Source organism: Nocardiopsis sp. NPDC007018 (assembly GCF_040635075.1).
Lineage (GTDB): Bacteria > Actinomycetota > Actinomycetes > Streptosporangiales > Streptosporangiaceae > Nocardiopsis.
In genome coordinates this window covers 14,774-34,354 of sequence record NZ_JBEYHA010000057.1, presented here as the reverse complement: position 1 = coordinate 34,354, position 19,581 = coordinate 14,774, and the positions used below count along the sequence as shown (strand labels likewise).

Here is a 19,581-nt window from a genome sequence, read left to right as displayed (position 1 = left end):
CTCCACCTTCCTGGCCATGCTCGGCATCGCCTGCATCCTCATCTGCTACAAGCACCTGGCCAAGCATGCCGATGGCTTTTGAGATGAGCTCTAAGACATTTCGAGGTCCCCCTCCCAGCCCGGCCGCGGCTCTCTCCGCGGCCGGGTCGTACCCCTTTTCGTGAAACGGAATACGTGAATCCAGTACTCTCCTCCGGTGCGCGCGAGGACCAGCTCGGCAAACGCACGGACATACCGTTCTTCGACCAGTCGGAGACGTTTCGAAGACTGTGGCCGGAGATCAGGGAGAACTGCGTCCGCGTCATGGACGACGGTAAGTTCTCCCACGGCTCCATGGTCGCCGAACTCGAACGCGCGCTGGAACGGTGGACCGGCGCCCGGCACGTGGTCGGCGTCAACTCCGGGACCGACGCCCTCGTCCTCCTGCTCAGGGCCGCGGGCCTGCGCCCCGGCGACGAGGTCGTCGTCCCCGCCTACACCTTCGTGGCCACCGCCACCGCCGTCGTGCACGCCGGCGGCGTCCCCGTCTTCGCCGACATCGAACCCCACGGATACGGCATCGACCCCGGCTCGGTGGAACGGGCGGTCACCGAACGCACCCGCGCGGTCATGCCCGTCCACCTCTTCGACAGCCTCGCCGACATGGAGGGCGTCACGCGGGTGGCGCGCGCCCACGGACTCACCGTCCTGGAGGACAGCGCCGAGGCGATCGGCATGCGCTCGGGCGGCACCCACGCGGGCCTGCTCAGCACCGGGGGCGTGCTGTCGTTCTTCCCGGCCAAGACCCTCGGCGCCGTCGGTGACGCCGGAGCCCTGCTCACCGACGACGACGCCGTCGCCGAGACCGCCCGGATGACGCGCCACCACGGCAGGTCCGGCCGCACCCTGGCCGCGTTCCCCGGCATCTCCAACCCCACGGTGGTCACCGGCTGCAACAGCAAGATGGACGACCTCCAGGCCGCCGTCCTGCTCGCCAAGCTCGCGCGCCTGGACGCCGACATCGCCCGCCGGTCGGAACTGTCGCACCGCTACGACCAACGCCTGCGCGACCTGCCCGGCGTGCGCGCCGTCCCCGGCGACGCCCCGCACGCGCCCGGACGGGACCGGGTCGTCTACGTCCACCTCGTCGAGGTCGACGACCGGGACGCCCTCGCCGCCCATCTGGCCGCCGCCGGGATCGGCACCGAGGTGTACTACCCGCGCCCGCTGCACCTCCAGCCCTGCTTCGCGCACCTGGGGTACCGGCCCGGCGACTTCCCCCGCGCGGAGCGGGTGTGCCGGTCCGCGCTGGCCCTGCCCCTGCACGCCGACCTGACCGACGCCCAGATCGACCGCGTCTGCGACGAGGTCGAGCGCTTCCTGACCGGGGGGACCCGATGACCGCGACCGTCGAGCACGCCGTCCCGTTCTTCGCGCCGGACCTGTTCGAGGCCGACCGCGACGTCCTCCTGGAACTGCTGTACGAGGTCGGCACCTGCCCCGACCAGAAGTTCATCCTGGGCGGCCGCACCGCCTGCTTCGAGGAGGCCCTGCGCGCCGAGACCCGGGCCGCCGACGCCGTGGCCTGCTCCAGCGGGACCTCGGCCCTCACACTCATCCTGGCCGCCATGGGCATCGGCCCCGGCGACGAGGTCGTCGTCCCCGCCTTCGGGTGCGCGCCCCTGGCGAGCACCGTCCTGGCCAGCGGGGCCCGGCCGGTCTTCGCCGACATCGACCCCGTGCGGCTGACGATGGACCCCGCCGGAGCCGAGGCGCTGGTCACCGAGCGCACCCGCGCGCTCATGCCCGCGCACATGTTCTCCGTGATGGCCGACATGCCGCGCCTGCGGGACGTGGCCGACCGCGCTGGCCTGCGGCTCGTCGAGGACTCCGCCCTGGCCCAGGGCGGCGCCCTCGAAGGCCGTCCGGCCGGGCTGTGGGGCGACGCCGGGGTTCACTCCTTCGTCCAGGTCAAGGTCTTCGGCATGCCCGGCGAGGGCGGTGTGGTGCTGACCGACGACACGGAGCTGGGCGAACGGGTGCGCATGCTGCGCAACCACGGGCAGGACGGACGCAACCGCTTCCTCCACCACCACGTCGGCCACAACAGCCGCTTCGACGAGGTGATGGCCGCCTTCCAGCTCCACCGCATGGCGGGGCTCCCCGCGCGGGTGGCCCGCCGCACCGAGATCTGCTCGTACTACTCCGAGCGCCTGGGCGACCTCGCGGACGCCGGGATCACCGCACCCGGGGTGGGCGGCGACGGGCGCTTCCCCTACGTCTACACCCTGCTGTGCGAGGACCGCGACGGACTGCGCGCGCACCTGGAGGCGGAGGGGATCACCACCCACGTCTACTACCCGAGGATTCTGCCCGACCAGCCCGCCTTCGCCCCGCACGCCAGCCCCGACGGGCACTGGCCCCAGGCCCGGGAGGCGGCACGCCTGAACATCTCCCTGCCCCTGTACCCGCACCTGACCGACGCGCAGGTCGAACGGGTGGCCGACAACGTACGCGCGTTCGCGCGCCGGAGGACCGGATGACCGATCAGATGACCGCGCCCGTCGCGGCGCCCGAGCCGCCCCCCCGGACCGGGCGCGCCACCCTCGCGGCCTACGCCCGCCTGGCCAAGCTCGACATCGTCGACTACTACATCGGCCTGCCCCTGGTGTTCGTCATGTCGCTGCCCCTGTTGGGCTGGCGCACCGACACCCTCGGCCTGCTCCTGCTCGTCCTGGTGGCGGAGGTGGCCGTGGTGGCCGCCATGGTCGCCTTCGACGACGTCACGGGCTACCGCGACGGCAGCGACGCGGCCAACTACGGATCGGACGCGGCGCGCCGCCGCCTGGCCCGCAAACCCCTCGTGGCCGGGACCCTGACCGAGTCCCAGGCGCTGGCCTTCGGCCGGGCCGCGACCGTCGCCAGCGTCGCGCTGTGGGCGCTGGTCATCGCGCTGGCGCCGCACCGGCCCACCTGGGCGATCGTGGGGGCGGCACTGTGCCTGGTCGCGTCGGTCCAGTACTCCTGGGGGCTGAAGATCAGCTACCGGGGGTTCCAGGAACTCTTCCTCGTCGGCCTCGGCGTGGGCTGGGTCCTGGTGCCGTACGGGCTGCTCACCGGTCAGATTGACGGGTTCGTCGTCGTCCAGGCCCTGGTGTTCGGCGGCGGCCCCATGCTGTTCGGGCTCTACTCCAACACCAACGACGCCGACGGCGACCGCGCGGCGGGGCGGATCACCGTCGCCGCCCAGGTCTCCCCGAGGACCAACACCGTCTTCATCGTCGTGCTCACCCTCGCGGAGACCCTGCTGGTCACCGGCTCCTACCTGGCCGGGATCTCCCCGTGGTGGTTCCCCGTGGCGCTCCTGCCGGTGGCCCTCATGCGCGCGGCCCAGCTGTACGTCGGGTTCGTGCGCGGCGACATCCTGCGGGCGCGGCGTCTGGCCATCCGCACCCACCGCGTCACCGTGGTCCTGCTGATCGGCGCCAACCTCGGCGCCGCCCTGCTCTGGGGGAGCGCGGCGTGACCCCGAGGATCGACGTCGCGGTGGTCGGAGCCGGTCCGGCCGGGCTGGCGACGGCGCACGCCCTGGCCCGCGCCGGACGCTCCGTGCGGGTGCTGGAGGCCGCCGAGGCGGTGGGCGGCCGCACGCGCACCCTGCGCGTCGACGGGCACCTGGTCGACACCGGGGCGGAGATGATCCCGTCCGCGAACGCCTACCCGCAGACCTGGCGGCTCGTCCGCGAACTCGGCCTGGACACCGACCCCCGCGCCGTGCCCCGGGTACGCCGGGCCCTGTCGGTGTGGTGGGGCGGGCGGGCCCGCCCCCACGCGGGGCGCCCCCTGGGGCTGCTCACCGGCATGGGGCTCTCACCGGGCGCCCGACTGGACCTGGCCCGCCTGCTCGGCGAACTGGGCCGCGCCGACCTGGACCCCGACCACCCCGAGCGGGGCGACCTCACCGGCCTCACCGTCGCCGACCTGCTGGGACCGCGCCACCCCCAGATCCGAGAACGCCTCCTGGGCCCGCTGGCCTCGGGCTTCTTCGGGTGGCCGCTGGAGCGGGCGGCGGCCGCTCCCTTCGCCGCCCACCTGGCGGCCTCGGGCAGCACCGCCACCTGGCGCACCTACCGCGACGGCATGGACACCCTGCCCCGCGCGCTCGCCGACCGGCTCGACGTGCGCACCGAACACCCGGTCACGGGGGTGGTCGAGGAGCACGCCGGGGTGCGCCTGGAGTCACCGCGCGGCGACCTCACCGCCCGGGCCGCCGTCCTGGCGGTCCCCGCACCCGTGGCGGCCCGCCTCCACCCGGGCGCCCGCGCCGAGGAACGCGCCTACCTGGAGTCCTGCGCATACGCCCCCATGCTCCGGCTGTCGCTGTTCCTGGACGCGCCGCTGTCTCCGCGCGGGTCGCGGCGGGGTTTCGCCGTGCTGGTCCCCGACGACCCGATGCTGGCGGTGCTCACCGTCGACCACCACAAACACGAGGGCCGGGCGCCCAAGGGGCGTGGACTGGTCTCCCTGGTCGCCACGCCCCGCGCCGCCCGGGACCTGGCCGCGGCACCCGACGACGAGATCGCGCGCGGGCTCACCGCGAGCGCCGAACGCCTCCTGCCCGGACTCGGAGCCCACGTGCGCCGGACCGTGGCGCACCGGTTCCGCCACGGGCTTCCCCTGCCCGGCCCGAGGGCCCTGGCGGCGCGCTCCGCCTTCGCCGCCCGCCCGCCCGCCGCCGTCGACTACGCCGGCGACTGGATCTCGCTGCGCCCGTGCAGTGAGGGCGCGGTGGCGTCGGCGACCACCACCGCCGCGCGGGTCTCGGCCTTCCTGTCCGCCACCCGTGAACCGATCCGCATCGAGGAACCATGAAGCCACTGAGCCGTCCCCCGCACCGTCCGCTGGACCTGGGGACCCTCTTCGACGATCTGGAGGAGCGCGGCACCTCCACCGCCGTGCGCCTGAGCAGGCCCCTGGACGTCGCCCCCCGGGAGGGGATCGCGCTGGACGTCCCCCGGGTGGCCGCGCTGGTGCGCCAGCTCTCGGGCCGCCTGGCACTGGCCGGGGTCGGCCCGGGCGACCGGGTCGCGATCGCCAAGCGCAACCACTGGGACTACGTCCTGCTGTCGAGCGCGGCGGCGCGCCTGGGCGCCGTCCCGGCCTCGCTCTCCGCCCACCTGGAGCCGGGAACGCTGGAGGAGCTCCTCAAGCGCCTGGCCCCCGCGCTCCTGGTGACCGACACCGCTCTGCTGGGAGCCGCCCGCGAGGAGGGCCGCGACCCGGGCGTCCACGCGCGCCGGACCCTGGTCGTCGACGGCCCCGCCGAGGGCGCCCTCAGCATGGACGACCTCGACGGCGCCGCCGTGCCGCCGTCGCGCCGTCCCCACCCGGACGCGCCCCTGGCGATCATGCACACCTCCGGGACCACCGGTACCCCCAAGCTGGTCGTGCACTCCACCCGCACCCTCATGCGGCGGCTCGCGGGCTTCGAGGCCCACCGGTGGCCCGTACTGGGGAGCAGGCCGGACGACACGGTCGTCTCCTCCTACTCCTACGCGCACGGCCGCGCCCTGGCCTGGACGGCCAGCGTCCTGCGGCTCGCGCCCAGGACGCTGTCGGTGATCACCTCCGCCGACTGGGCCGAGGCGGCCCCGGCGTTGGAGCTGGACCGCCCCACGGTCCTGGAGGCGCAGCCCTCCACCCTGAGGAGCTGGCAGCGGCACACGAGGGGCGGGAGCACCCCCTTCGACCGGGTGCGGTTGTTCGTCAGCACCTTCGACGCCCTGCACCCCTCCACCGTCCGCGACTACCTCAACGCCACCGGGCACAGGTGGCCGCTCTGGACGCAGGGATGGGGCCAGAGCGAGACCGGGCCGCTGACCTTCCGCTTCCTCACCCGCCGTTCGCTGGAGCGCGACCAGGGGACCTCGCCCACCACCCGCGACCTGGGGCGTCCGGTCCCCGGCCGGACCCGGTTGCGGGCGGTGCACCCCGAGACCCTGCTCCCCGTACCCGCCGGTACGCCAGGGCTGCTGTTCTGCCGGACCGACGCCCTGTGCCTGGGTTACGTGGGGGAGGAGGGGCGCTGGCGCTCCAAGCTGGTGGGCCAGTGGTGGAGCACCGGTGACGTCGGCTCCATCAGCCGCACCGGGGCGGTCCGCCTGGTGGACCGCGAGGTGGACGCCCTCACCGAGGGGGGCTGCCTGGAGATCGAGGACGTCGTCGACGAACGCCTGCCCGAGGCCCTGGAGTGCGTCGTGCTCGGTGTCCGCGAAGGCGATCCCGTGCCGGTGGTGGCCACCGACTCCGGGGAGCTGGACCTCGCGGCGTGGCGGAACGCGGTCGCCGACCAGCCCGCGATGGCCGACCCGGTGGTGCTCACCTGGGACGAGCTGCCGCGCACGGGCACCGGCAAGGTGCGCAGGGGAGAACTGCGCGACCTGTTGGGGCTGCGTCCCGGCGCCCCGGGCACCGGGCGGTGGACGTGACCGCGAACGCGACCCCGGCGGCCCCCCTGGCGGGGGCGGTCGTGCGCGGGGTCGGCGACACGACGGCGGTCCGGGTCGCCCTGGACCGGCTGCGCGCGGCCGGGTGCGAGGTCGTCGCGGAGGGCGGGCGCCCTCCCGCCAGCGCACCGGCCGGCCGCGTCGAACTCCTGGCCACGACGGCGGGGGAACCCGACGACAGCTCCTGCGACCTGACGTGGGCACCGCCGGGGAGCACCGTGGAACCGGAGGACGAACGCGACGTCCAGGCCCTGTGCGGCCTGGCCCACCTGCACGGCCGCTCCCTGGGCGGCGCCCGGTACCTGCCCGTCGACTACGCGTCGGTGTGCGCGGGTGTGCTGGCGTCCCAGGCGGTGATGGCGGCGGCGACGTCCGGTCCGGTGCGGTCGACGGTCTCGGTGACCGGTGCCGCCCTGACGGCCGTCGCCCCCCACGTCGCCGAGGCCGCCGCCTCGGCGGACGGACCGCCCGCGCGGGGCGGCGGGCCGCGACCCCCCTTTCGCTCCGCCGAGGGGACCGTGTTCGAGATCGAGACCCTGGACGCCGAGGCCTGGCTGCGGTTCTGGACCCGCCTGGGCGCTCCGGCGGCCGCCGTCGCCTCGGGGTGGCCGCCCTTCCAGCGGCGCTTCGCCACGGCGGTATGCCCCCTGCCGGGGGAACTCGCCGCGACCCTGGCCGCGACCCCCTACGAGCGGGTGCGCGCGACCGCCCTGGACACCGGCGTCGGCGTGGTCGCGCTGCGCCCTCCCGGCCCGGCCACCGAACCCGGCCCGGACTCGCCGTGGCGGCTGCGCGGGCTCGGCGGCCCCGACGCCCGGTCACCGCGCGCCCACCGTGTCGGGGCGCCGCTGGCCGGGGTGCGGGTCGTGGAGATCACCAACCGCATCCAAGGGCCGCTCGCCGGACTGCTGCTGTCGTACCTGGGGGCCGACGTGGTGCGGATCGAACCACCCGGCGGCGACCCCATGCGCGGCGTACCGCCGCTCGCCCACGGCGTCTCGGCCCGCTTCACCGCCCTGAACCGGGGCAAGGGCGCGGTGGAGGCCGACCTCAAGAGCCCGGAGGGCCGCGAGGCCGCCGCCGACCTCGCGGCCCGTGCCGACGTCCTCCTGTACAACTGGCCGCCCGGACGCGCCGAACGCTTCGGCCTGGGCACGGACGACCTCGCCGAGCGGGCTCCGGGGCTGGTGCACGTCCACGTCGACGGGTGGGTGCACGAGGGGCCCGACGCCCCCGCCCCGGCCACCGACTACCTGGTCCAGGCCCACGGTGGCCTGGCCCACCTGTGGGCCGCGGGGGGCGAACCGCCCGCGCCCTCGTTGTTCACCGTCACCGACGTGCTCGGAGGGATGATCGCGGCCGAGGCGGTCACGGCCGCCCTGGCGCTGCGTACCCGCGCCGGAACCGGAGTCAAGGCCCGTACCGGTCTGGTCGACGCCGCCCGCCTGCTGCGCGGGGTTGGCGTCGGCGCGCGGAACCGCGGGCCCTCCGCGCTCCTGCCGGTCGAGGACCTCCGGCACGTCGTCGACCTCTTCCCCGACTCCTTCACGGACGTCGACGGAATCGCGCACGCCCGCTCACCGTGGGCGTTCGCCCCTTCGGAGGTGGCGCGGCGATGACCACCTGGACCTCCGCCGAGGGGCTCGTCCTGACCGACCTCGTCCCGGCCGCGCTGCGCGCCGACTGGGTGGCGCGGGGGTGGTGCCCCGACCGCGACCTGTACACCCTCTTCCTCGAACGGGTGCGCGCCCACCCCGGCCGGGACGCGGTCGTCGACGAACGCGGCACCCTCAGCTACGCGGACCTGGACGGGCGGGTGCGCGCCACGGCCGCGCTCCTGACCGCGCACGGCGTGCGCGAACGCGACGTCGTGGGAGTGCTGCTGCCCAACGGCAGGGACGCGACCACCCTCGACCTGGCCGCGGCGGCGCTGGGAGCCGTCGTGCTACCCGTCCCGCCCGGGCGTTCGGACGCCGACGCGCTCGGCCTCCTCACACGGGCACGCGGCGCGCTCCTGGTGACGGAGGGCCCCCGCGCCGCACGGATCGCACGGGCTCACCGGGGGCGGGCACGCGTCGCGGCCGTCGACGCGGTGACCGCCCCGCACACCGGCGCCCCGGCGTGCCAGGGGCCCGGGGAGCCCCGCGACGACACGGTCGCCGACGTCCGGGGGAGCGCGGGGCCACGGGGCGCCGGTGAGCGGTCGCCCGGGGGACCGGGCCGGAATCGCCCGGACCCGGAGTCACCGGCCCGCGTCCTGCTCTCCTCCGGCTCCGAGGGGGAGCCGACCATGGTCGCCTACTCGCACAACGCCATGGCCGGGGGGCGGGGCTCCTACGTGGGCGCCCTGATCCGAGGACAGGAACCCCCGCGCGTGCTCCTCCTGGTCTCGACCGCCTCCTCCTTCGGCTCCCTGGGACTGGTCGCCCTGGTCCGGCACGGCGCCACCCTCGTCACCTCGGAGCGCTTCGACCCCGGCGGGACCCTGGAGACGATCGAACGGCACCGACCCACCCACCTGGTGGGTGTGCCCACCATGCTGCGGCGCATGGCCCTGCTCGACCACGGGGCCGACACCTCCTCGCTGACCGCCGTCGTGGCCAGCGGGGCACCGCTGCACCGCGAGGTGTACGACCTGTGCGTCCGGCGCTTCGGCCGTCCCGTCGTCAACGTCTACGGATCGACCGACGGCGTCAACTGCCACACCGCCCGCGATCCGTGGAGGTGGGAGCCGGGGCTGGCCGGGCGTCCGGACCCTACGGTGGCCCGGATCAGCGTGCGCGACCCCGAGGGGCGTCCCGTCGCGCCGGGCGAGCTCGGGGAGGTGTGGGCCCTGGGGCCGATGACACCCCTGTGCCACGTGGCCGCTCCCGCACTCGACCGGGAACGTCGCTCCGGCGAGGGCTGGGTGCGGACCGGAGACGTGGGACGCCTGGGCGGGGACGGGGACCTGTGGGTCGTCGACCGTCTGCGCCGCACGGTGATCCGGGGCGGGGTCACCCTCTATCCGGCGCGGGTCGAGGACGCCCTGTCCGCGCACCCGGGCGTGGACGAGGTCCACTGTGTCCCGGTCCCCGACCCCGACCTGGGCGAGCGCATGTGCGCCTGCGTCCGCCCCTCACCGGGGGCCGCCCCCACGGAGGAGGAGCTGCTCGCGCACCTGCGCGACCGGCACGGCATGGACACCCGTCTCCTCCCCGAACACGTCCTGTTCCTGCCCTCCGTACCGCTCGGCCCGACCGGGAAGGTGTGCACGGGCACCCTCACCCGGATGGCGGCCGAGGCCGTACGCGCCCGAACGACCGTCCTCACAGGAGATCCGCGATGACCGACACCGCCACCGAGCCCGGGTACCTCTTCGACAACCACAGCGAACACGCCCGCGACCAGCACAGCTTCCTGGCCGCCGCCTACGACCCGCTGACCACCAGCAGACTGGAGGAGACCGGGGTCGGCCCTGGTTGGCGGTGCCTGGAGGTGGGAGCCGGGGGCGGATCGGTGGCCCGCTGGCTGGCCCGACGCGTCGCCCCCCTGGGCTCGGTGGTCGCCACCGACATCAAACCGGAACGGATCGACCCGGAACCGGGCCTGGAGGTGCTGCGCCACGACGTCACCCGCGACCCCCTGCCGGAGGCCTCCTTCGACCTGATCCACTCCCGCCTGGTCCTGCTGCACCTGCCCGAGCGCGAGGCGGTCCTCGAACGGCTGGTGCGCGCCCTCAAACCGGGCGGCGTGCTTCAACTGGACGAGTTCGACATCACCTACGGGCCGTCCCTGCTGATGCCCGACGCGCAGGCCAGGGAGGTCTACGAGGGGTTCCTGGACGCCAAGGTCCGGATGATGGAACGGGCCGGAGCCGACCCCGCCTGGGGGCGCCGCGCCCCCGAGGCGATGCGCCGGGCGGGCCTGGTGGACATCGACCCGCGTCCGCACGTGCAGCAGTGGAACGCGGAGTCGCCGGGTGTTCACCTGATCGCGCACCACACGCGCCACCTGCGTGAGGCGTTCCTGGGCGTGGGGATGACCGACGAGGGCTTGGAGCGTGTGCGCCGGGTGCTGGCCGACCCCTCGTTCTGCTCCTCCTCCTGCCTGATCTACACGGTTCAGGGCCGCCGACCCGCGTGAGGGCCCGGTCGTGGCCCGGGGTAGGCCTCCGGGCCACGACCGGTCGGGTTCGGCGCGGGCCCCAGGGAGGTCTTCCCCCTTCACGCGTGCGGTTCCCAGGGGATCGGTCCGCTCCTCGGCGTCGGAACCCGAGGACTGCCGGTGGTGAGAGGTTCGCGGGCCGTGGGGCGCGGTGATGGGCTCGCGACGACTCGCGGCGCGGTTCTCAGGCGCCACGGTCGCGGGAGCGCGGTCGCGGGACGAACAGGAGCCCGAGCCCGGCGAGTACCGTCGCGGTCACCGGGACCAGGCCGGGGCTCGCGGAGACCGCCGCGCCGCCCAGCGCGCCGCCCAGCGCCGCTCCGACGTACACCGAACCGCTGTGCACCGCCACGGACTGCGCCGCAGCCCGCACGCCCGCACGGTCGAGCAGGAGCGACTGGAGGCTCGGCGGCACGGCCCACGCCGCGGCGGACCAGGCCACCAGCAGGGGCGCCACCGTCCACGGCGACGTCGGGCGGCCCAGCCACAGCAGGGCAACGGCCGACATCGTGAGGCAGAAGAGCGCCACCGCGCAGCGGAACACGCGCAGCGGTCCGTACCGGTCCACCAGGCGGCCCGACGCCTGGGCGCCCGCGAGTCCGCCGATCCCCGAGCACACCAGGAGCGCGGCGAGCAGTGCCGGGGTGACACCCGCGAGCCCGGCCAGGACCACGGCGACGTAGGTCTGGAACGCCAGGTTCCCCGCCACGACCAGAACGGTGACCACGAGGACGGCGGCCACGGTCCGGTCGGCCAGGGGGCGGACCAGTTCACGGAGGCCGCGGTCGTCCTTCTCGACGGGCCCCGCGGGCAGGGACCGGGCGGCCAGCACGAGAGCGGCCAGGCCGAGGAGCCCGCATCCCACGAAGGTGGCCCGCCAGCCCCAGAGGGCACCCACCCAAGTGCCGAGGGGGACGCCGATCAGTACGGCACCGGTCAGCCCGGTCATGACGGTGGCCAGGTGGCGGCCCCGCCGTTCCGGAGGAGCGAGGGTGCTCGCCAGCGCCAGGGCGGCGGGCAGGACCACCGCCGCAGCGAGCGCCGCCGTCACGCGCAGGGTCATCAGGGCGGGGTAGCCGTCGACCAGGGGCACGGCGAGGTTGGCGGCCGAGAACACCGTCAGCGCCACGACCAGGGATCGCCCGAGCGGAATCCGGGCGAGGAGAAGGGCCCACAGGGGCGCGGTGAGCGCGTAGACGAGGGAGTAGACGGTGACGAGTTGTCCCGCGGCGGCCTCGGAGACCCCGGTGTCCGAGGCGATGGAGGCGAGCACGCCGATGATGACGAAGTCGTCCGTCTGGACCGCGAACGCGGCCAGGACCAGGGGGAGTAGCCACGGGGGAGGTAGGCGGGAGTCGGGCATGGGGTGAGGGTAACAGTTGTTTCCCTTATTTGGGTGCGGATGCGAGTGCGGGTGGGGGTGAGCGGGTGGGCTCGGGTGGGTGGACGGGTGCGCGGGCTCGGGGGTGGCGGGTGTGGTGTGGCCCCGCCTCCGGAGGAATCTCCGGTTAGCCATTTTTCTCCGTTATTGTCCCGATATGCGGGAATGTTTGACGAATGATGTTCTGGGGTTGGCCTCTTGCGGCCATTTTTCGCCTTTTCCTTTTGTGGTCTCTCGCCTAATGTCGTCGGTGAACGCGGCGATACACGGCCGGAAGCATTTCGGTCGCGGAAATCGCCGATCCCTCCAGTCATGTGAAGGAATCCATGTCTGTCAAGAAGCGCTTGTTCGCCACGGCCGCCCTGGCGGCCTCCGTCGCCACCGCCGGTGTGCTCGCCACCGCTCCCACGGCCTCGGCCGCGAGCATCCCCATGGTCGAGGCGCAGGCCACGTACGTCTACCTCTACGAACACGACAACTTCAAGGGTGGTTCCTGGCGGACCTCCGGCAACGCCGCCAACCTGGCCAACCACTGCTGGAGCGGATCGGGCTGCCGTGTCGTCAACGACAACGCCAGTTCCATGAAGAACCAGAAGTCCAACGACGCCTCCTTCTACCGGGACGCGAACTACAAGGGGCCGTCCTACTTCGCCAAGAAGAAATCCGAGGACAAGGACCTGACCAACAACGGATTCGACAACAACATCAGCTCGGTCCGGATCTGGTGACCGAGCTGACGGCCAGTTGACCGAAGTGCCGGGGAGGAACCGCGCGAAGCGTGGCGCGCGGCCTTCCCGGCACCCTCTGCACGGAGTGGAGACAGCGATGAACGGACGACGTCCCGCCCCGGCGGCCGGTGCGCTGTGCGTCGCCCTCGTCCTGGCCGCCTGCGGGGTCCCGGACGACGGGGACGGCGGGGACCGCTACCTACCCGCCGAGGAACCGGTGCGGTCGCTGACCCTGCCCTTCGATGCGTACACGCTCTCCCCCTTCGAGATGCGCACACTCGACTACGCCGAGGACCTGCTCGTACGCGACTGCATGAGGGGTAACGGCATGGACTGGCGGATCGTCCCGGCTCCTGAGGAGGAGGGAACCGACCCCCCGCACCGGGGCAGGTACGGCGTGGTCGAGACCCGAGTGGCCGAGCGGTTCGGGTACGGCGCGACCCCCGGGTCGGCCGACGAGGGCCTCGTGGAGGAGGTGCGGCAGGACCGGCTGACCCTGCTGGCCACCGAGCACCGCGCCGCCTACGGGGCCGAAGACGGGGCTGGGTGCGTCGAAGAGGCGGAGGCGGAGGTGACGGAGGGTGTCCCGGACCTGGACACCGATCTGTTGAACTCCTACATCCACGCGGGCTTCGAGGCCTCCCAGGCCGCGCCCGAGGTCGTCGGCGCCTTCGCCGCCTGGAGCGCGTGCATGGCCGACCGGGACCTGGAGTACGCCACCCCGACCGAGGCGTCGGCCGACGTGCGCTGGAACGGTGAGCGGGACGGACCGACCGCCGAGGAGGCCGCGACGGCGGTGGCGGACGTGGCCTGTAAGGAGGAGGCCTCGGTGGTCGGAACCTGGCGCGACGCGGAGGCACGGGCCCAGGAGGAGCTGATCGAGGAGAACCCGGCCGACTTCGCGCTCTTCGCCCAGGTGCGGCACGCCCGGTTGGAGACGGCGCGCACGGTGCTGGAACGCCTCGGAACCTGATCCGCGCCGGGCAGCGGCCCCGGTCGGAGGCGAAACGGCCCGACCGGCGGGGCCCACCCGGAACCGGGCACCGGCGACCGGCGCCGTCCCCACCGGCGTCTCCTTCGGGCCCGGGCGGTGACACGACCCCCTCGACGAGTCGTGAGGGGGCCGCAGGCGGGTGCCGGGCGCCCGGGTGGAGCGCCCGGCGACGGTCACAGGTGCGGGGAGATCAGGTTGACCACGTTGTTCTTGGTGGCCGGGCCGATCCGGGTGGCGACCTTGGTGCCCTCCTTGACGACGAACAGGGTGGGGATCGCCGTGACGTCGTGTTTGGGGGGCGTCTCGGGACTCCGGTCGATGTCCAGCCGGGCCACCGTCACCCGGCCCTCGTACTCCTTGGCGACCTCGGCCAGGACCGGGTCGAGCGCCCGGCACGGGGCGCTCCACTCGGCCCGGAAGGCCACGAGGACGAGGGAGGGGGACCTCAGGACCTTCTCGTCGAAGTCGGCATCGGTGACGTCCAGGACGGTTCCGCTCATGGGTCTGGCTCCTTCGCGGGGGTCGACGGGGGTACGCCGGGTACGTTCCCACGACCGGGTCGACCTCGTGCCGGATCGGCCCGGTGGACGCTCACGTGTCATGGTTGGTGGTGTTCTGTCATGACGCGGGGCGGGCATCCGGGGCCTCCGCAAGCCCGGTTTCGGCCGCGCCGATGCGCCGGGGCGGCGGACCGGGGACACCGGACCGCGGACGTCATGCCGGGAACGCCGCACCCGAGGGGCCCCAGTGTCCCCCGGGCCCACGAACCGTTCCCCTGGGCCGGACCTCTGGGCGGTCCCGCACCCGGGGGCGGCCGATGTCCTCAGGCGGGTGTGGGCCCCGGCCTGCACGGGAAGGCTCCGGCATCATGGGAAACGTCGGTCCCCGTGTCGGGGACGCCTTCGGAGAGACGCTCCGGCGCTGCTGGGAGGCGCGGGCCGCGCCGGGCTCCGCCTTCGAGATCATCGAGCGCGACGACGGCGTCATCCACGCCGCCGACGCCAGCCGGTACTTCACACCCTCCGCGCGGCTCCCTCCGCTGGACCGCGAGGCCCTGGAACTCGCCCGGGGCAGCGTTCTCGACGTGGGAGTCGGGGCCGGTCGCCACGCCCTGGCACTCCACGAACGGGGCCGGACCGTCGTGGGGATCGACCCCTCACCCGGAGCGGTCGAGGTCGCCCGCCTACGCGGGGTCGACGCCCGACACGGTTCCATCGCCCGACCACCGACCGGGCTCGGCCGGTTCGACACGCTCCTGCTCCTGGGCAACAACCTCGGCCTGCTCCAAGACGCGGAACGGGCCCCCGCGGTCCTGGCGCACCTGGCGGCCCTGGCGGCGCCGGGGGCCGTACTGCTCGGCACCGGCATGGACCCGGGCACCACGAACGCCGAGCACCTGGCCTACCAGCAGCGCAACCGCGCCGCGGGACACCTCCCCGGGCGCATCCGCATGCGCAACAGGCAGGGGGCCCTGGCGACGGAGTGGTTCGACTACCTGTTCGCCAGTGTGGACGAACTGGCGGAGCTGGTCCGCCCCTCGCCGTGGCGGCTCGTGTCGGTTCGACGCGACCGGCACAAGTACCTGGCGGTACTCGGGTCGCGGGACGAGTGAGGCGGGCGGGTCAGCCCGGATACCACCCGGCCCTCAGATGGCGCGCCGCCGCCGTCACGTCGGCCACCGACCGGTACCCGTCCGCCTCGGTGAGCAGCGAACGGGCCAACCGCATCGCCCGGATCTCGCACCCCGCCCGGGTGGCCCGGTCCCCGATCCCCGTCAGGTCGACCGGGCGCGCGAACCCCACCAGCCGCCGGATCAGCTCCGCGCCGCAAAACCCCACCGCGTCGGTGAGAACCCGCTCCAGGTAGGCGCTGCGCTCGGCCTCCAACGCCACCTCGGCCCCGGGGCCGGTGAACAGCCGCGCCGGGAAGGCGCTCCCGTGCGCAGCGGAGCGCCACCGGTCCAAGAACCCCTCCCGGAACGCGTCCCAGGTCCGTTCCACCTCCTCCAACAGCCACATCTGCTGGACGCTCTCCCCGGCCACGGCGCGACGGCGCCCTCCGTCCCGGGCGTCCGCCGCGAAGTAGGCGATGAGCAGGTGCGCCAGGAAACCGCCGATGTCGAAACCCAGGGGACCGAAGCAGGCGAACTCGTGGTCGAACACCCGACTGCACCCGGCCCCCACCATCACCGAACCGGTGTGCAGGTCGCCGTGGAGGAGCGCCTCCCGGCTGGTGAGGTACCGGTACTTGAGCCGGGACACGGCGGTCAGCACCTCCGAGTCCGAACGCAGGGCGAGCACCTCGGCGTCCAGGTCGGGCGTCGTCCACCGGTTGCGGTGGAAGTCGTGGTAGACCTCCGTGAAGACCATCTCCTCCGTCATCCGGCACATCTCGGTGTTGGTCTCGAACTCGGCGACCAGGTCGCGTTTGCGCCCGGCGTCCATCCCGAGGTCCGAGGTGGCGAAGAGCGTGCGCGCCAGGTAACCGCCGACCTGCTCGCCCAGACCCGGGTGGACGCCGCCGCGGGACAGGTGGTGGCGCAGCACGGTCTGCCCCTCGACGAACTCCATGACCAGCAGGTGGGCGTCGCGCTCCAGGTGCAAAGGGGTGGGGACCGCGCCCGGAGCCGCCCGCCCGTGCTCCTCCAGAGCCCGGTACTCGTAGACGACGCGCTCCGGGGTGAGCGGCCAGGAACGGCCCGCGACGCGCACGTACGGGGGAGCCTGTTTCACACACACGGCCCCCTCGGGGCCGCCCACGCGGAACACGAAATTGACGTTCGCGTCGCCGACCTCGTCGATCGTCCAGTCCTGGGAGGTGCCGCCCAGGCGTCGCCGCAGGTCCGGGGCCTCCTCCAACAGCGCGGTCAGCGTGGTCGTCTCGGGGACGGCGGGAGCGGTGTCGGTCACGGTGATTCCTCCGGCGGTGTGCGGGTTCGGGCACGGGTGCGGATCAGGGGGTGACTCTGCGCGGCCCGGTGAGGGGCGGCCGACGAGGGCGCGCGGGACGGACTCGGCGCCGTGGACGCCCTCCCGGGGGACCGGCAGGCCCACGTAGGGGAGAGGGCGAACCGGGGCCTGCCCGGGGCGAGCGCCTCCTGGTGGACGCGGCACGCGTCGCCGAACCCGGGCACCAGGGCCCGTGCCGTCCACCGCGACACCAAGAATCGCAGGCGGACCATGAATATCCGCAATCACACCATTCACGCGCCCTCAATAGCGGTCTTTCGACCTCTTGCGTGTCCATATCTGTTTACCCCTCATGGGTGGCGTGTCACCCTCCGCGCATGAATCCACCGCGAATCCCGAGTTTCGTGATCGTCTTCGAGGACCTCGGCGTTCGCTTTTCTCCGCACGAATACGGCGCCGAACCACGCCCGGCCGCCGGGATGGTGCGGCTCTCCAACACCGGCGGCCGCCTCCTGCCGGATGACAGCGCACACCCCCACTACCTGGGGCTGAGATCTGCCCCCGGGCGCTGCCACGCCGAAGCCGACCGGGGGCCCGGCGCCGCCCCGGACACATGGGGCATTTCCGACGCGAGTCTCTTGGCCGACCGGCGGATTCCCCCTGATCAGAGAATCGACCCCCTCAGGCCGGGAGCCGGAACCGCGACGCGTCCCTGGCCGATGACCGCCAAGTGGACAAGAACTCCATCCGCCCCAGGGGGCGAAATACACCGAGCTCAGGCAGGGGATCGAGAAAAAGGAGAAAGCCGAAATGCGGGGCGCGGCGACCGGCACCGTTCCGAGAACGGCCACGGTAACCGCGATCCCTGTTGCGCCACCTCCTGAGGAGCCGTCGGACCGCCGCCGCGCGCACCCGACGACGCCGCGCGAGGCAGGGGCCCTCCGGGCCACGCATCCCCGACTACGAAGGGCTTTCGGGGGAGCGTCGCCCTTCGACTGGGAGTAGGTTGGCGGTGGTGTCGTCGACCACGGCGTTGGTGACACCCACCGCAGAGCCGAGCCCCCACCGGCACCGAGGTCGCTTTGAGGAGCTACCGAAGATGTTTCAGGGTCGGGTGCGGCACGCGCCCATGGCGCACGACGAGACGGTGTGCGGGGCTGTCTACCCTCGGCGGTCCCTGGTGCTGGTCGCCGGGGTGCCCGGAGCCGGGAAGAGCACCCTGCTGCGGCGGCTGTTCGGTCTGCGCGGGAACGAGGAGCGGGCCGTGACCACCACGGACGGTGTGCGGGTCATCGACTCGCTCCAGTCGCGTTACCAGCTCAGGCGGCTGCTTGCCCGGGTCCCGTACCCGCTGTGGCGCTGGGTGGTGCACCTCCTCCACCTCGTCCACGTGGCCCTCGCGCTGAGCGGTGGCGGGCCGGTGGTGGTCCACGAGTGCGGAACCCGGGGGTCGGTCCGTGTGCTGCTTTCCCTCCTCTGCCGACTGCGCCGGTACGAGATGCACGTGCTGATGATCGACGCCACCCCGCAGGAGGCCCGCACAGGGCAGATCGTGCGCGGGCGGCGGGTGACCGAGCGCAGTCACCGGATGCACTCGCGCCGCTGGCGGCGACTGCGCGCCGCCACCCGGCGCGGGCCCACGGCGTTCGCGCCGGGCGCGCGCAGCCTGCTCACACTCGACCGGCGCGGGGCGCGGGAACTGGCCTCGATCCGGTTCGGTCCTCGGGCCGAGGACGGGAGTGCCCTCAACGACCCGGTGGAGTCGCCCGCGTGATCCGGTGCGTCCGGGATCGGCACCATGGCCGGGCGACGATGGCAGTGGCTGTGTATCAGGGACGTGAGAACATGCTGGGGGATGTAGCCGGCACACGGGCGGTTCATTGACTTGCGAGTAGGTCTCGCGGAGATAACGGCCCGTGTTGTTGCAGGTCATTAAGCGTGAGCCCCACGCACGTGGGGATGGACCGGCGCAGGAACGTGCCGCGCAGCTGGAAAGCGAGTGAGCCCCACGCACGTGGGGATGGACCGCGGCCCTGATGCAGACGTACCAGGGCCGCGACGTGAGCCCCACGCACGTGGGGATGGACCGAACCGACAGGACCGCAGCGCCGCCCGCGATCCGTGAGCCCCACGCACGTGGGGATGGACCGCGTTCGCGACCGGCAAGGGCAACGCAGACAAGGTGAGCCCCACGCACGTGGGGATGGACCGACCGCGACATCTGGGAGAACCTTGAATTCGTCGTGAGCCCCACGCACGTGGGGATGGACCGGAACGGCACGATTGACCTCCGCACGGGGCATCGTGAGCCCCACGCACGTGGGGATGGACCGGACGCCGCGCCCGGACGTCAGCTGACCGCGGCGTGAGCCCCACGCACGTGGGGATGGACCGCCCATCGGAGCAGCCCCGGCCCCCGCCGACCGTGAGCCCCACGCACGTGGGGATGGACCGTGACGAGCGAGTTCAGCGCGATCTCGCCCGAAGTGAGCCCCACGCACGTGGGGATGGACCGGGCTCGTGGCAGGTGTCGCAGTCGTCGCCGTCGTGAGCCCCACGCACGTGGGGATGGACCGGACCACCTGTGAGCACGAAGAACACGAAGACGGTGAGCCCCACGCACGTGGGGATGGACCGGGCGGCGTGCCACGGCAACCTCCCATGCTGTCGTGAGCCCCACGCACGTGGGGATGGACCGCTGAACCAGGAACGGCCCTGATGCTCGTGGACGTGAGCCCCACGCACGTGGGGATGGACCGAGCACTCCGGCGGCCACGGTGGGGATGATCGCGTGAGCCCCACGCACGTGGGGATGGACCGGAACCCTCATGCGCATTCCGAACAGCCTGCGTCGTGAGCCCCACGCACGTGGGGATGGACCGGCCGGTGCCGACTCCGTCCTGGGGCGCGAGCGGTGAGCCCCACGCACGTGGGGATG

General features: G+C 73.5%; 15 protein-coding genes and 1 CRISPR repeat array (1 of these 16 running past the window's edge). Of the genes, 12 read left to right on the top strand and 3 right to left on the bottom strand.

From position 1 onward, the window contains the following. Window positions 1-174: 174 nt before the first annotated feature. The 8 genes from ABZ635_RS23215 to ABZ635_RS23180 are packed head-to-tail and all read left to right on the top strand — an operon-like array spanning window position 175 to window position 10,610. Window positions 175-1,380 (top strand): DegT/DnrJ/EryC1/StrS family aminotransferase, encoded by a 1,206-nt coding sequence (locus tag ABZ635_RS23215; protein ID WP_357768824.1) that lies wholly within the window; start codon window positions 175-177, stop codon window positions 1,378-1,380. Continuing rightward, window positions 1,377-2,522 carry a DegT/DnrJ/EryC1/StrS family aminotransferase gene (locus ABZ635_RS23210; protein WP_357768822.1) on the top strand — a complete coding sequence of 382 codons (1,146 nt, stop codon included), beginning with the start codon at window positions 1,377-1,379 and terminating at the stop codon, window positions 2,520-2,522. Before ABZ635_RS23215 ends, ABZ635_RS23210 begins: the two co-directional genes overlap by 4 nt. Further along, window positions 2,519-3,505 carry a UbiA family prenyltransferase gene (locus tag ABZ635_RS23205; RefSeq protein ID WP_357768820.1) on the top strand — a complete coding sequence of 329 codons (987 nt, stop codon included), beginning with the start codon at window positions 2,519-2,521 and terminating at the stop codon, window positions 3,503-3,505. Before ABZ635_RS23210 ends, ABZ635_RS23205 begins: the two co-directional genes overlap by 4 nt. After that, entirely contained in the window at window positions 3,502-4,851 is a 1,350-nt protein-coding gene (locus ABZ635_RS23200; protein WP_357768818.1) for an NAD(P)/FAD-dependent oxidoreductase, read from the top strand. Before ABZ635_RS23205 ends, ABZ635_RS23200 begins: the two co-directional genes overlap by 4 nt. Next, entirely contained in the window at window positions 4,848-6,467 is a 1,620-nt protein-coding gene (locus ABZ635_RS23195) for a class I adenylate-forming enzyme family protein (RefSeq protein ID WP_357768816.1), read from the top strand. Before ABZ635_RS23200 ends, ABZ635_RS23195 begins: the two co-directional genes overlap by 4 nt. Continuing rightward, the gene (locus ABZ635_RS23190; protein ID WP_357768814.1) at window positions 6,464-8,104 is read left to right on the top strand and encodes a CoA transferase; all 1,641 of its coding nucleotides are present in this window, start codon (window positions 6,464-6,466) and stop codon (window positions 8,102-8,104) included. Before ABZ635_RS23195 ends, ABZ635_RS23190 begins: the two co-directional genes overlap by 4 nt. Further along, window positions 8,101-9,813: a long-chain fatty acid--CoA ligase gene (locus tag ABZ635_RS23185; RefSeq protein WP_357768812.1), complete on the top strand. Its 1,713-nt coding sequence runs from the start codon at window positions 8,101-8,103 to the stop codon at window positions 9,811-9,813. The genes ABZ635_RS23190 and ABZ635_RS23185 overlap by 4 nt, the downstream gene beginning before the upstream one ends. Further along, window positions 9,810-10,610: a methyltransferase domain-containing protein gene (locus ABZ635_RS23180; RefSeq protein ID WP_357768810.1), complete on the top strand. Its 801-nt coding sequence runs from the start codon at window positions 9,810-9,812 to the stop codon at window positions 10,608-10,610. Before ABZ635_RS23185 ends, ABZ635_RS23180 begins: the two co-directional genes overlap by 4 nt. A gap of 205 nt (window positions 10,611-10,815) precedes the next feature. Here ABZ635_RS23180 and ABZ635_RS23175 read toward each other — a convergent pair whose 3' ends face one another. Then, the gene (locus ABZ635_RS23175) at window positions 10,816-11,994 is read right to left on the bottom strand and encodes an MFS transporter (RefSeq protein WP_357768808.1); all 1,179 of its coding nucleotides are present in this window, start codon (window positions 11,992-11,994) and stop codon (window positions 10,816-10,818) included. A 344-nt stretch (window positions 11,995-12,338) separates the two neighbouring features. Between ABZ635_RS23175 and ABZ635_RS23170 the strand changes: the two genes are divergently transcribed. Continuing rightward, window positions 12,339-12,740 (top strand): peptidase inhibitor family I36 protein, encoded by a 402-nt coding sequence (locus tag ABZ635_RS23170; RefSeq protein ID WP_357768806.1) that lies wholly within the window; start codon window positions 12,339-12,341, stop codon window positions 12,738-12,740. Between the two features lie 97 nt (window positions 12,741-12,837). After that, window positions 12,838-13,713: a hypothetical protein gene (locus tag ABZ635_RS23165; RefSeq protein WP_357768804.1), complete on the top strand. Its 876-nt coding sequence runs from the start codon at window positions 12,838-12,840 to the stop codon at window positions 13,711-13,713. 194 nt (window positions 13,714-13,907) lie between these two features. On the opposite strand, the gene ABZ635_RS23160 is transcribed toward ABZ635_RS23165, so the two are convergent. Continuing rightward, the gene (locus ABZ635_RS23160) at window positions 13,908-14,234 is read right to left on the bottom strand and encodes a thioredoxin domain-containing protein (RefSeq protein ID WP_357768803.1); all 327 of its coding nucleotides are present in this window, start codon (window positions 14,232-14,234) and stop codon (window positions 13,908-13,910) included. 368 nt (window positions 14,235-14,602) lie between these two features. On the opposite strand from ABZ635_RS23160, the gene ABZ635_RS23155 reads away from it, so the two are divergent. Continuing rightward, window positions 14,603-15,346: a class I SAM-dependent methyltransferase gene (locus ABZ635_RS23155; RefSeq protein WP_357768801.1), complete on the top strand. Its 744-nt coding sequence runs from the start codon at window positions 14,603-14,605 to the stop codon at window positions 15,344-15,346. A 10-nt stretch (window positions 15,347-15,356) separates the two neighbouring features. Here the strand turns inward: ABZ635_RS23155 and mtnK are convergent, their stop codons facing one another. Then, window positions 15,357-16,643, bottom strand: a complete 1,287-nt coding sequence (mtnK, locus tag ABZ635_RS23150) for an S-methyl-5-thioribose kinase (protein ID WP_357768799.1) — start codon at window positions 16,641-16,643, stop codon at window positions 15,357-15,359. A gap of 1,099 nt (window positions 16,644-17,742) precedes the next feature. Between mtnK and ABZ635_RS23145 the strand changes: the two genes are divergently transcribed. Beyond that, the gene (locus ABZ635_RS23145) at window positions 17,743-18,417 is read left to right on the top strand and encodes an AAA family ATPase (protein WP_357768797.1); all 675 of its coding nucleotides are present in this window, start codon (window positions 17,743-17,745) and stop codon (window positions 18,415-18,417) included. A 164-nt stretch (window positions 18,418-18,581) separates the two neighbouring features. Then, a CRISPR array of direct repeats spans window positions 18,582-19,581; the repeat unit is 29 nt; unit sequence GTGAGCCCCACGCACGTGGGGATGGACCG; it runs 1,284 nt beyond the window's last position.